Annotated in this window: 11 protein-coding genes, 1 tRNA gene and 2 pseudogenes; 10 read left to right on the top strand and 4 right to left on the bottom strand. The window is 56.7% G+C overall.

All coding sequences use genetic code 11. The features are described from left to right. The 3 genes from LAD35_RS13090 to LAD35_RS13080 all read right to left on the bottom strand — a co-directional run bounded on the left by LAD35_RS13090 (position 1) and on the right by LAD35_RS13080 (position 1,889). Positions 1-507, bottom strand: a complete 507-nt coding sequence (locus LAD35_RS13090) for a peptidylprolyl isomerase (RefSeq protein ID WP_224149482.1) — start codon at positions 505-507, stop codon at positions 1-3. 72 nt (positions 508-579) lie between these two features. Next, complete coding sequence (locus tag LAD35_RS13085) at positions 580-1,143, bottom strand: peptidylprolyl isomerase (protein ID WP_377779656.1); 564 nt, start codon at positions 1,141-1,143, stop codon at positions 580-582. Positions 1,144-1,301: 158 nt separating this feature from the next. Then, the gene (locus LAD35_RS13080) at positions 1,302-1,889 is read right to left on the bottom strand and encodes a tetratricopeptide repeat protein (protein ID WP_224149481.1); all 588 of its coding nucleotides are present in this window, start codon (positions 1,887-1,889) and stop codon (positions 1,302-1,304) included. 220 nt (positions 1,890-2,109) lie between these two features. Between LAD35_RS13080 and cysS the strand changes: the two genes are divergently transcribed. From cysS to LAD35_RS13045, 7 genes and pseudogenes are all read left to right on the top strand, one after another. Next, the gene (gene cysS / locus LAD35_RS13075; RefSeq protein ID WP_224149480.1) at positions 2,110-3,495 is read left to right on the top strand and encodes a cysteine--tRNA ligase; all 1,386 of its coding nucleotides are present in this window, start codon (positions 2,110-2,112) and stop codon (positions 3,493-3,495) included. Between the two features lie 61 nt (positions 3,496-3,556). Further along, the gene (locus tag LAD35_RS13070; RefSeq protein WP_224149479.1) at positions 3,557-4,207 is read left to right on the top strand and encodes a DNA-3-methyladenine glycosylase family protein; all 651 of its coding nucleotides are present in this window, start codon (positions 3,557-3,559) and stop codon (positions 4,205-4,207) included. Between the two features lie 79 nt (positions 4,208-4,286). Further along, the gene (locus LAD35_RS13065; protein WP_224149478.1) at positions 4,287-5,261 is read left to right on the top strand and encodes an acetyl-CoA carboxylase carboxyltransferase subunit alpha; all 975 of its coding nucleotides are present in this window, start codon (positions 4,287-4,289) and stop codon (positions 5,259-5,261) included. A gap of 72 nt (positions 5,262-5,333) precedes the next feature. Continuing rightward, positions 5,334-6,314, top strand: a complete 981-nt coding sequence (gene tilS / locus LAD35_RS13060; protein WP_224149477.1) for a tRNA lysidine(34) synthetase TilS — start codon at positions 5,334-5,336, stop codon at positions 6,312-6,314. A gap of 77 nt (positions 6,315-6,391) precedes the next feature. Then, entirely contained in the window at positions 6,392-7,672 is a 1,281-nt protein-coding gene (locus tag LAD35_RS13055; protein WP_224149476.1) for an aspartate kinase, read from the top strand. A gap of 24 nt (positions 7,673-7,696) precedes the next feature. Next, a tRNA-Ser gene (locus LAD35_RS13050) sits at positions 7,697-7,789 on the top strand. Positions 7,790-7,984: 195 nt separating this feature from the next. Further along, positions 7,985-8,109: pseudogene (locus tag LAD35_RS13045) on the top strand (amidohydrolase family protein); the annotation flags it as partial. 81 nt (positions 8,110-8,190) lie between these two features. Here the strand turns inward: LAD35_RS13045 and LAD35_RS22430 are convergent. After that, positions 8,191-8,463, bottom strand: a complete 273-nt coding sequence (locus LAD35_RS22430; protein ID WP_224149475.1) for a DNA-directed RNA polymerase subunit alpha C-terminal domain-containing protein — start codon at positions 8,461-8,463, stop codon at positions 8,191-8,193. Positions 8,464-8,815: 352 nt separating this feature from the next. Between LAD35_RS22430 and LAD35_RS13035 the strand changes: the two are divergent. From LAD35_RS13035 to LAD35_RS13025, 3 genes and pseudogenes are all read left to right on the top strand, one after another. Then, positions 8,816-8,935: pseudogene (locus tag LAD35_RS13035) on the top strand (IS110 family transposase); the annotation flags it as partial. A 217-nt stretch (positions 8,936-9,152) separates the two neighbouring features. Beyond that, complete coding sequence (locus LAD35_RS13030) at positions 9,153-10,103, top strand: IS481 family transposase (RefSeq protein ID WP_224149474.1); 951 nt, start codon at positions 9,153-9,155, stop codon at positions 10,101-10,103. A gap of 557 nt (positions 10,104-10,660) precedes the next feature. Next, entirely contained in the window at positions 10,661-12,871 is a 2,211-nt protein-coding gene (locus LAD35_RS13025; protein ID WP_224149473.1) for an IPTL-CTERM sorting domain-containing protein, read from the top strand. Positions 12,872-12,904 lie beyond the last annotated feature (33 nt).

The raw sequence follows: 12,904 nt of genomic DNA, 5'->3' as shown, positions 1-12,904 counted from the left end.
TTACAGGGCAACAGCCTTTTCGATCACGATTTCGTCCTTGGGCACGTCTTGGTGCATGCCCTTGGAGCCGGTCTTCACGCCCTTCATCTTGTCAACCAGGTCGTTGCCCTTGACCACCTTGCCGAAAACGGCGTAGCCCCAGCCGCTGGGCGTGGGCGAGGTGTGGTTCAGGAAATCGTTCTTGGCCACGTTGATGAAGAACTGGGCAGTAGCCGAGTGCGGATCGCTGGTGCGGGCCATGGCGATGGTGTACTGGTCGTTCTTGAGGCCGTTCTGGGCTTCGTTCTGGATGGGAGCTTGCGTAGGCTTTTGGTCCATGCCGGAGGCAAAGCCGCCGCCCTGAATCATGAAACCGTTGATCACACGGTGAAAGATCGTGCCGTCATAGTGACCGCTCTTGACGTAGGCCAGAAAGTTCTCGGCAGATTTTGGGGCCTTGTCTGCGTCCAACTCCAGCGTGATCACGCCGTAGTCCTTGATGTGCAGTTCGACTTGGGGATTGCTCATGGTATGGTTTCCTATAAGAGAGAAAGAGGGGAGGGGGCAGGCCGCAGGATGCAACCTGTGCAAACCTGTACGTTACTTGACGATGGTGGCCGATTTGATGACGACCGGAGCCTTGGGTACATTCTGGTGCGGGCCCGCGTTGCCTGTCTCCACTGCCTTGATCTTGTCCACCACGTCGGTGCCGCTGATCACCTTGCCAAATACAGCGTAGCCATGGCCGTCGGGGCTGGGTGCATTGAGCATGTCATTGTTCTTCACGTTGATGAAGAACTGCGAGGTGGCTGAATCCGGATTGCCGGTGCGCGCCATGGCAATGGTGTAGGTGTCGTTCTTCAGACCATTCGATGCTTCGAGCGGAATCGGTGCGCGTGTGGGCTTTTGCTGCATCTCCGGCGTGAAACCGCCGCCTTGGATCATGAAGCCGTTGATGACCCGGTGAAAGACGGTACCGTCATAGAACTTGTCATTGACGTACTGCACAAAGTTGGCCACGGTCTTGGGGGCCTTTTCCGCATTCAGCTCGACCACGATGTCTCCCATGGAGGTCGCGATCTTTACCTTGGGATTGTCTGCAGCCTGCGCATGGCTGGCCAGGAACAAGGTGCTTGCCAACACCATGCCGCCTGCGCGGGCCATGATGGAGAGGGTTTGCCGTTTGTTGGGCATCTGTATCCTTTCAAGGGTCAGTGAAGAACGCTACAGGCGCCGACAGCGCAGCACCATGCAAACATGGTTGAACAGGCCTGCGTTGCATCGACATAAGGGCAATGTCCGCAGGATTCAAGCTGGAACAGCTATTTTTTTGTTGCGGGCGCCGTCGTGGGCGCGATGGCTCCAGCGGCATTGGCCGGTTGAGCGCGCGTTACCAGAAGGCGCAATGCGCTGATCTTGGGCTGCAGCCGCGTCTGCTCTACTGGAGCCAGGGTTCCAGCCTGGCTCAGCGCTTTTTCTGCAAGTCGGATGTAGATATCGCCCAGATTTTCATAGGCTGTAGCGTAACCGGGATTGGCGCGGATGGCGTCTTGCAGCGCGCGGCTCGCCTTTTCCAGTTCGTTGCCCTGTGCGTAGAGCACGGCCAGGTTGTTATAGGGCTCGGGCAGTTCGGGGTATTCCTGCACCAGCTTTTCAAAGGTGGCGGTCGCCTGCGCGGCATGACCTTCATTCATATGGGCCACACCTTGTAGAAAGCGCCATTGTGGATCACGCGGCGCATCCTTGATCTTGGCGTCCAGTTGTTCCAGCGCAAGTGCCGACTGGCCGGACTGGATCAGCTTTTCCACGGCTGAATACTGGTCGGCATGGGCCACGCCGGCGCACAGGGCCAGCGCCAGAACCGCAGCGCGGGGCAACACGAAGGAGGGAATGCAACTGACTAACTTCATAGGTTTCAAGCGCGGAGCACGCGCAATCTGGAGCCTGCAGGCTTATACTGCAGCGCATTGTAGCTGAGGGGCGCCGCGCCTCCGGCCCGCCGCTGGCAACGGTTTGCTGCCGCGCAGACATGGGTATCGGCTACCATAAAATGCCGGGCCAGGGGCGTTTCCTGAGGCGCCACGGATTGCCGCCTGGCAATCTTTCCAACCATTATCACGCTAGTTTTTCATGAGTCTGCGTATCTATAACACGCTATCGCGTGCGCTGGAGTCCTTTATCCCGATGGAGCCGGGCCATGTCCGCATGTATGTCTGCGGAATGACCGTGTATGACCTGTGCCATCTGGGGCATGCTCGCTCGATGGTGGCGTTTGATGTGGTGCAGCGCTGGTTGCGGGCCAGTGGCTACCAGGTGACCTATGTGCGCAACGTCACTGATATTGAGGACAAGATCATCAAGCGTGCGATCGAGAATGGCGAAACCATCCGAAGCCTGACTGATCGCATGATCGACGCGCTGCACCAGGATGCGGATGCGCTGGGCATCGAGCGCCCCACGCATGAGCCGCGTGCCACTGAGTATGTACCGCAGATGCTCACCATCATCAATCAGCTGGAGGACAAGGGGCTGGCCTACCGTGCAGGCAATGGCGATGTGAACTATTCCGTGCGCAAGTTTCCCGGCTACGGCAAGCTGTCGGGCAAGTCGCTGGACGAGCTGCAGGCGGGCGAGCGCGTCGCGGTGCAGGACGGCAAGGACGACCCGCTGGATTTTGTACTGTGGAAAAGCGCCAAGCCCACCGAGCCCGACGAGGCCAAGTGGCCCAGCAGCTACGGCGTGGGCCGCCCGGGCTGGCATATCGAATGCTCTGCCATGAGCTGCGCACTGCTGGGCGAGACCTTTGACATTCACGGGGGCGGGGCGGATCTGCAGTTCCCCCACCACGAAAACGAAATTGCCCAGAGCGAAGGGGCGCATGGCAAGCAGTTGGCGCGGTTGTGGATGCATAACGGCTTCATCAACGTGGACAACGAGAAGATGTCCAAGTCGCTGGGCAATTTCTTCACCATTCGTGATGTGCTCAAGGAATATGACGCCGAGACAGTGCGTTTCTTCATCGTGCGCAGCCACTATCGTAGCCCGCTCAACTACAGCGATGTGCACTTGGATGATGCCCGCAGTGCCTTGAAGCGGCTTTACACGGCGCTGAGTCTGGTGCCTGCGGTAGAGGCGCAGATCGATTGGGCCAATACCCATGCGGCGCGCTTTCAGGCCGCCATGAATGAGGACTTTGGCACGCCAGAGGCCGTTGCCGTGCTGTTTGAGTTGGCCGCCGAGGTCAACCGCAGCAAGTCCCCCGAGGTGGCTGGCCTGCTCAAGGCATTGGGAGGCACCCTGGGCTTGTTGCAGGCGGATCCTGCGGCATTTTTGCAGGCTGGCGCTATGGTGGATGCGGCCTATGTTGAAGAGCAGATCGCATTGCGCGCGGCTGCCAAGGCCTCCAAAAACTACGCAGAATCGGACCGCATCCGGGCAGACCTGCTTGCCAAAGGCGTGGAGTTGAAGGATTCTGCCCAGGGTACGACCTGGACCGTGGTGCAGGCAGTGTCTTGATGAGCTGCCGCAATTTGACTGAAAACTTCGGTTTGCCAACGGCTGAAGAGCGCTGGTAGCTATGGCTGGTATAGCAAACAAGCCGCTGTCGGCGGATGACTGGTCGGCTGCCTGCAAACATCTGGCGCGCAAGGACCGGGTGTTGCGGCGGTTGATTCCCGAGTACGCGGGCCAACTGCTGCGCCGCGATGCAGACGGTTTTGCCCTGCTGGTGCGCAGCGTAGTGTGGCAGCAGCTGTCCGAATCGGCCGCGCAGCAGCTGTGGAAGCGTTATCTGGCGCTACCGGGCGCTTGCACTGCGCACGGGCTGCTCTCCACTAGCGACGAGGCGCTCAAGGCCATTTGCTTGCCGCAGCGCAAGATCAGCTACCTGAAAGACCTGGCGCAATGGTTTGCAGCCTCTCCCAAGGATGCCTTGAGCTGGGTGGGGGATGACGACGATGCCGTGGCTGGCACCTTGCTGGGGCTGCGGGGTATCGGGCGCTGGAATGCGGAGATGTTCCTGATCTTTCACCTGGGTCGGCCGAATGTGCTGCCGCTGGATGATGCGGCCCTTCAGGCGGGAATCAGTACACATTATTTTTCGGGAGACCCGGTCAGTCGTAGCGATGTGCGCGAGGTGGCGCAAGCCTGGCAGCCGTGGAGCAGCGTGGGTGCCTGGTTGATCTGGCGCTCTCAGAATGCCATGCCGATGGCCTTGAATACGGATTGACTGGCGGTGGCCGCGTGCGGTTACACTGTCGGTCGTTTAGAGGCTGGCTGCCTGGCAGTTGCCCTCGAGGAGAATCATTTTGGCGAAAAGAACATTCCTGGATTTCGAGCAACCGATTGCGGAGCTGGAAACCAAAATTGATGAACTGCGCTATGTGCAGAGTGAGAGCGCAGTCGATATCTCGGAAGAAATCGACCAGCTGAGCAAGAAAAGCCAGCAACTGACCAAGGACATCTACAGCGAGCTCTCGCCGTGGCAGATCACCAAGATTGCCCGCCACCCCGAGCGCCCCTATACGCTGGATTACGTCGGTGAAATCTTCACCGATTTCATCGAAATGCATGGTGACCGCCACTTTGCGGACGATCAGTCCATTGTGGGAGGGCTCGCGCGCTTCAATGGCAACCCCTGCATGGTGGTGGGCCACCAGAAGGGGCGCGACACCAAGGAGCGCACCCTGCGCAACTTCGGCATGAGCAAACCCGAGGGCTACCGCAAGGCGCTGCGTCTGATGAAGACCGCCGAGAAGTTCAAGCTGCCGGTGTTCACCTTTGTCGACACGCCTGGCGCTTATCCCGGGATTGACGCTGAAGAACGCGGCCAGTCCGAAGCCATTGGCCGCAACATCTTTGAGATGGCGCAACTGGAAGTTCCGATCATCTCCACCATCATCGGTGAAGGTGGCTCGGGTGGTGCCCTGGGAATTTCGGTGGCCGATCAAGTGCTGATGCTGCAGTACTCGGTGTATTCGACCATCAGCCCCGAAGGCTGTGCATCCATTCTGTGGAAGACCAGCGAAAAAGCCCAGGAAGCTGCCGATGCCATGGGCATTACCGCACACCGCCTCAAGGCTTTGGGTCTGGTGGACAAGATCATCCATGAACCCGTGGGTGGCGCGCACCGCGACCACAAGCAGATGGCAGCCTTGCTCAAGCGTGGCCTGAGCGATGCATACCGCCAACTGGCCGATCTGAAGACCAAGGATCTGCTGGATCGCCGCTATGAACGCCTGCAAAGCTATGGCCGATTCACAGACACCAAGGCAGAGAATTGATGCTGCCCGCGCGTACGTACAGCATGCAAAAAGCCTCCCGATGTGGAGGCTTTTTGCTATGGGAGGCCAGCCATGGCTGAGGCGCGCATCCTGTCGGTGTTGAGGGGCTGGCAGCCTGCTTTGCCACTGGCAGTTGCCTACAGCGGTGGTGCAGATTCAACCGCGCTGCTGTGGGCATGTGCGCAGCGATTTCCAGGCCAGGTGGTCGCCTTTCACATCAACCATGGGTTGCAGGCTGCGGCTACTGATTTTGAAGCGCACTGCCAGCAACAGTGTGCGGCCTGGGGCATTCCACTGCATATCGCCAAGGTGGCAGCGCACCATGCCCCCGGGCAGAGCCCGGAGGATGCGGCCCGGATTGCACGCTACAAGGCTTTGGAGCGGCTGGCGCAGGCGGCTATTGCGCAAATTGCTATCAAAACAATAGTGCTGGCGCAGCATGCGGACGACCAGGTGGAAACCGTGGTGCTGGCGCTGTCGCGTGGTGCCGGTGTTGCCGGGCTGGCAGGCATGCGGCCAGCCTGGGAGCGGAACGGCTTGAGCTGGGAGCGGCCTTATCTGGCAGCAGGGGGGGCGCAAATAGGCGCCGCGCAAATCCGTGCCGATCTGCGGGCGCTTGGCATCGCCTGGGTGGAGGACCCGACCAACACCGATCAGGATCTGACCCGCAATCGCATCCGCGCCCAGGTGTCGCCCGCATTGGCACAGGCGTTTCCGCAGTTTGCCAGTACCTTGGCGCGAAGCGCTGCCAATGCCGCGCAGGCGGCAGAGTTGCTGGATGAATTGGCGCACATGGATTTGCAGGCAACAGGCAGCCCGCCAGCCATCAAGGTGCTGCAGGCCTTGTCTGTGGCGCGCATGGGCAATGTGCTGCGTTACTGGCTGCGTACTGTGTATGGCCAAACCCCGAGTGCGGCGCAGCTTGCGCAACTGGTGCAGCAGTTGCAGCATTGCACCACACGTGGCCACCAAATCCATCTAAAAGTGGGGCGTGGAACCGTAGAACGCCGGGGTGGGGTGATCGATTGGTACAATCCGTCGGTTTTGGTCTGACTAATGTACGAATCCGACGGCGTGCCAAAACACTTTGCATCAACGCCGAGTTTCGTGTTTCGTCATCGTGATATTCAATGGCACTGATCGTTCATAAGTACGGCGGCACATCGATGGGCTCCACGGAGCGTATCCGCAATGTCGCCAAACGCGTCGCCAAGTGGGCTCGGGCTGGCCACCAGATGGTGGTGGTGCCTAGCGCCATGAGTGGCGAAACCAACCGCCTGCTGGGCCTGGCCAGTGAACTGGCCCCCAGCCGAGCGGACAAATCCTATTATCGCGAGCTCGATATGCTGGCGGCGACTGGTGAGCAGGCATCGTCCGCCTTGCTGGCCATTGCGCTGCAGGCCGAAGGCGTGCCTTCTGTCAGCTACACCGGCTGGCAAGTACCTGTGCGTACCGACGACAGCTACACCAAGGCGCGCATTGAGTCGATTGACGACAAGCGTGTGCGGGCCGACCTCGACGCTGGCCGTGTAGTGATCGTCACAGGTTTCCAGGGGATCGATCCTACTGGCAACATCACCACACTGGGGCGCGGCGGCTCCGATACGTCTGCCGTGGCAGTGGCCGCCGCCCTGAAAGCGGCCGAATGCCTGATCTATACCGACGTTGATGGCGTCTACACGACCGATCCTCGCGTAGTGCCTGCGGCACAGCGCCTCAAGACCGTCAGCTTTGAAGAAATGCTCGAGATGGCGAGCCTGGGCTCCAAGGTGCTGCAGATCCGTTCGGTGGAATTTGCTGGCAAGTACAAAGTGCCCATGCGTGTGCTGTCAAGCTTCACGCCCTGGGATATTGCATTGGACGAAGAGGCCAAGTCGGGCACTCTGATCACTTTTGAGGAAGACGAAAAGATGGAAAAGGCCGTCGTATCCGGCATCGCTTTCAACCGCAGCGAAGCCAAAATCTCTGTACGCGGTGTACCCGACACCCCTGGTATCGCCTACCAGATCCTGGGGCCTGTCGCCGAGGCCAACATCGATGTGGACGTGATCCTGCAGAACATCGGCAAAGACGGCAAGACCGACTTCAGCTTCACCGTGAGCCAGGGTGATTACAACCGCACGATGGAGCTGCTGCGTGAAGTGGTTCTGCCCAAGCTGGGTGCCGACGAAGTCATCGGCAACTCCAACATCTGCAAGGTAAGCATCGTCGGCATCGGCATGCGCAGCCACGTGGGTGTGGCATCGACCATGTTCCGCGCACTGAGCGAAGAGGGCATCAACATCCAGATGATCTCCACCTCCGAAATCAAGACCTCGGTCGTGATCGATGAGAAGTACCTCGAGCTGGCTGTGCGCGCACTGCATACCGCTTTCGGTTTGGATTCTGCCGAAGTTTCCAAAATGGCCTGATTTTCAGGTTACAATAGCTGTATTGGAAACGTGACCGAGTGGCCGAAGGTGCTCCCCTGCTAAGGGAGTATGGGGTGTAGAGCCTCATCGAGGGTTCGAATCCCTCCGTTTCCGCCAAGATGGCTTAAAAATCAATGACTTGCGAGATTATTTGATTTTTGTACCACTTAAAGTACCACAAAGAGCAAAGGCTGCAAACTTTGGTTTGCAGCCTTTTGTTTTTCCAGCTTGGCCTATGTGAGATATTGAGTGGACACATGTCGTCTATGCAGCGGTTGCTGCCGCTCGCATGTGAGGCTGACCTGTTCGGGGTTCGGCAGTGACTACCCGTTGATCACCCCCGAGCGCTGGATGAAGGACTTCGAGGAGGCGGGCTTCAAGCCCGAGGTCATGCCCGGCATCCTCAAGGCAACGCGGTGCGCCTGCTGGGTATTTAAGAAGTACGCAGCTTAGATGAAACCTGAACCGACCGAGCAGAAGGACACGCTTTAACCGGCGAAAACGTTATGAATGCCGAGCTACTTTTTTGAGGGAGGCGGTAGAGTGGATCGCAGGTAATTAAGCAGTTCCACACTAGACTGCCTCTTCGTTTTGCGGGAACGTGGTTCGTACTTGAATCCTGGAAAGAATGCAGCCTCCACCTCTCGAAGGGCATGTATTCCAAATCCTGTTAGGCGCAAAAGTCTTATGGGATAGTTCGCCATGATCTCGTCAACCGAATGAATACCATTCTGTGCCAGTGCATTCAAAGTGCGAGTTGATAACTTTTTAAGGTCGGAAACTTCGGTCATGGGATAGCTATCAAGGCTGATTGATCAATACTTGTAACAAGTATTTCGTAGTTCATTAAGTCCCGCAATAGGGGCTGCCTTAGGCCAATCATGGAATAGAAAACCTAAGACTGGGCTGCTGCCGGTTTCAAAGACACCTTGTTAAGGTGGAAAATGAAACCGGAGATGTAATGGATACCTCCTCCCTGCTTACGGGCAGCACAAACGCCGCTGGAGTGCAGAGATGAACCGCGTGACCGTTGTGGGAGTGTGGCTCGTCCATTAGGCGAGCTGAATCCTCGACTGATACGGCATCAAATTACGCCCATTACGTGATAGACCAAGGTCTTCACAATACCAGCGAGGATTCATCATGCATCGTCATACTGCACAAATTGCGGGGCAAATCATCGGCCAGATGGGAGGCCTTCAGGTCATTGGGCTAGACATTGCCAAGAGCGTGTTCCAGCTTCACAGCGTGGACGTGAGCACTACGTCGCGACTGGTAGTCATTTGGGTAGACCCCTTATCGCTGCAAACATTCGTTCGCTCATCCTCGACAGATCTGTCCCGCACTTGGCCGCCGTAACTGACGGCTTTTGTGCTTCCCCTCATCACGTGCCCATGGGTCGTATCGTGGTTTTCGCCTCTAGGTGTATGGTCCCAGATTTTGATTGTGCAATCTTTTCTCATGAATGGAAGGAGGCACTATGGGCCAGGTTTTGCACGGCAGCGCCACAATGACAGAGGCGATTAGTCGAGCGATACAACATAGTCAAGAGAGCCTGAGAGCGCTTTCTGCACGCTATGGCATCAATCAGAAGACGGTGGCGAAGTGGAAGAATCGGCCTTCGGTCACCGATCTGCCGACAGGGCCCAGGCAGCCGCGCTCCACCGTTTTGTCCGTTGAGGATGAGGCAGCGATCGTCGCCTATCGCAGGCATACCATGCTGCCGCTGGACGACTGTCTCTACGCGCTGCAGCCGACTATCCCGCATCTGACGCGCTCGTCTCTGCACCGCTGCTTGCAGCGGCACGGTATCTCGCGGCTGCCCGAGGTGCAGGGCGATAAGCCAGCCAAGAAGCGGTTCAAGAGCTACCCCATTGGCTATTTCCATATCGACATTGCTGAAGTGCAAACAGCCGAGGGCAAGCTCTATCTCTTCGTGGCCATCGACAGGACGTCCAAGTTCGCACTCACCGAACTCCATCCCTCGGCTGACAAGATGACTGCGGCGCAGTTCTTGCGCAATGTGATCGCAGCGGTGCCGTACACCCTCCATACGGTGCTCACCGATAACGGCATTCAGTTTGCCAACCGCAGTTCAGACCGGTACGCCTTCCAGCACATCTTTGGTCGAGTCTGCGAGGAACACGGTATCGAACATCGCCTCACAAAGGTCAAGCATCCGTGGACCAATGGGCAGGTCGAGCGAATGAACCGGACCATCAAGGAAGCCACCGTCAAGCGCTTCCACTATGACGATCACGCGCAGTTGCGGCAGCACCTCGCCAACTTCATCGATGCATACAACTTCGGCCGCAGGCTCAAGACCCTCAAAGGCCTGACACCCTACGAATTCATCTGCAAACAGTGGACATCCGAACCTGAACGGTTCAGGATAGATCCGATCCATCAAATGCCGGGACTGAACACCTAGTCAACCTGCAATAAAACAGCTCCAGGAAATCTGCGTCTCATAGATCGTACGGTCAGAGGCGCATCTCTTGCCTCAATCGATTCAGACGGGCCTCTGGCATCCAGATACCGAAGAGAACCGATACGCACTTTACATCATCCTGGATGCAGGCAATGAGGCGTACGGACCCAAAACTTACTGGCTGGAGAAGCGAGATATTTAACTCGAGCAAGTAGGTAGGTTCCCAGATATTTCTCGGTGGCTTCCGGAAGCGCCCCTGGCCACATTATGCATCCCATCAACTTTGGAACTTCTCGCTGCAAGCGCCTCCCGCGGAGCCGACCTATCGCAAATGTAGTTGCGTCAATTGAAAAACCTAGTGCACTCTTGGCTAATTCTATCATTGCAATCATTTAATTAGTTTTTAGTAATGATATATCTTCATAAGTTCTCTTTTTATCACGGTAAAAAACCAAAATAAATATACATAAAGCAAATTCACATAAAGCCAAGATTGAACATAATTTCTTTGGAAAAGTCTCATCCCTACAAATTGGAGTAATTCTATGCATGCTTGTTTGACGCACGTACGCCAAACCAAAACTGTCCTTAAGAATTTGGCAGCGACCGCCATGGCGTGCTCGCTAGGCATAGCATATGGTGCTGTTTACACTCCGGATAATTTTGCTTCTGCAGGTGGCACCAATCTTGAAACCTACGCAATGGTCAAGGATAACTCGGGCCGAGTGGTTGTGGGCGGAGCCTTCACAACAGTACAAGGTCAGGCGGGCTATCAGGGGTTGGCGCGATTCAATACAGATGACTCGCTGGATACCTCTCTCAAGGTGGCCACCAATTTATTTGTAAAAACTATCGCGGTGCAGGCTGATGGGAAGATCTTGATCGGCGGCGCTTTTACCGCCGTTATCCCGACAGGGGCTTCGACCTGGACTCCCTTTTGGGGAATTGTTCGTCTAAATGCTGATGGCACGCTGGACCCAAGCTTTCAAAATGCGCCGGCAGGGAAAGTCAAGGCCAATGGCAACGTGCGCAGTATCGCTGTGCAGCCAGATGGCAAGATTGTCATCGTAGGCTATTTCAACGCCATCGACGGTACCCCTATCAACCGTATTGCCCGTCTAAACGCCAATGGCACATTAGACACAAGTTTCAATGTAGGGCCTGGGGCGAACGACGGCGTTGAGGATGTAAAGCTGCAAGCTGATGGCAAGGTCGTGATTGCCGGATCGTTCACGCAGGTGCAAGGCACCACCATTCGCGGAGTAGCGCGCTTGAACGCCGATGGCACGCTGGATACAACCTTTGTGCCAAATGCAAACGCACCATCGGCCCCTAATGGTTCTTCTGGTGGATTGTTCCCCGTGTACCAAATCGCAATCCAGGCGGACAACAAAATTGTGGTCAACGGGGGACCACTTAAATTTGCCGACGAGTGGCATCGCGGCGTGGTGCGGCTGAACGCCAATGGAACACCCGATACCGCCTTCAATCCATTCATCAATGATTGGGGCTACTCTATTGCACTGCAAACGGTAGGGAGTGAGGAGAAGATTCTCGCTGGCGGCCGCTTCACCGTAGTGGGTCAGCGTGATGTTGCGACCGATGCTACTGTCGGCACGGACGTTGTGCGATACGGCATTGCCCGCTTCAATGCCGATGGGACTGTGGACGCGGATTTCGATACGTCCAATGGCACCAATTTACCAGTATGGGCCGTGCTGCCCAATAGTGATGGGACGGTCTATTTAGGTGGCGCGTTTACCAGCGTGGCTGGCATGGCGCGCAATGGCATTGCGCGCCTGAAGGAGCTTGATCCCACGACTCAAGTCATCAACTTTGTTCAACCAGATCCAGCCGTCTATTCAGCAATGAACGGCGCCACTGTAACCTGGACAACTGCTCCACCTACCAGCAGCAGTGCTGGTCTACCGGTCACGTATAGTAGCTTGACAGCATCTGTCTGCACCGTAAACGCATCGACCGGTGTAGTAACTCTAGTCACCCCAGCAATTTCTGGTTTGTGTACGATTGAGGCAAATGCAGTCGCGGGAACGCAAGTGATCGGCGGAACTACCTATAACGTCAACGCAGCAACTCCCGTGCGGCAAAGCATGCAAATCGATGCGCCGCCAGATCAGAGCATCACCTTCCCAGTACAAACTACGCCACGGAACGTGGCAAGTGGAACATTCAGCATCAATCCTCTTGCTACTGCAAGCTCGACATTACCCGTAACTTATTCTAGTCTTTCCCCTTCCGTCTGCACAGTGTCGGGTACCACCGTAACCCCAGTAGCTGGAGGTCTCTGCACGATCGCAGCCAATCAGTCTGGAGGCACGGTGGGCGCCGTAGCATTCAATGCCGCACCCCAGGTTTCCCAGAACGTGACAGTGCAAAGTGCACAAACCATTAGCTTTCCGGCTCAAACCGCGCAAAGCGTAGTCACTGGAAGCTCATTTAATTTGGCTCCCGTGGCCACTGCCACTTCTGGCTTAGCAGTTACTTATACAAGCCTCACTCCTGACATATGTACGGTGGCAGGAAGTGCTGTGCGAGTCTTAGCCACTGGCTCCTGCATCATTGAGGCAAATCAGCTCGGCAATGACTACTTCACTGCAGCAACTCCTGTGAGCCAATCTGTATCAGTCACTGCGTCGCCTGCTCCTGCTGCCACTCCCGTGCCAACACTCGGCGAATGGGGCCTGATCGCTCTGTCATCGCTACTCGGGATGTTCGGGCTCGCGCGAAGCCTAAGACGTACCAGCTAATTGGCTCTCGATATGTAAAGCCCGCCCATAGCC

The sequence above is a fragment of the Comamonas odontotermitis genome (assembly GCF_020080045.1).
Classification (GTDB): domain Bacteria; phylum Pseudomonadota; class Gammaproteobacteria; order Burkholderiales; family Burkholderiaceae_C; genus Comamonas; species Comamonas odontotermitis.
This window is presented reverse-complemented; position numbering and strand designations above follow the sequence as displayed.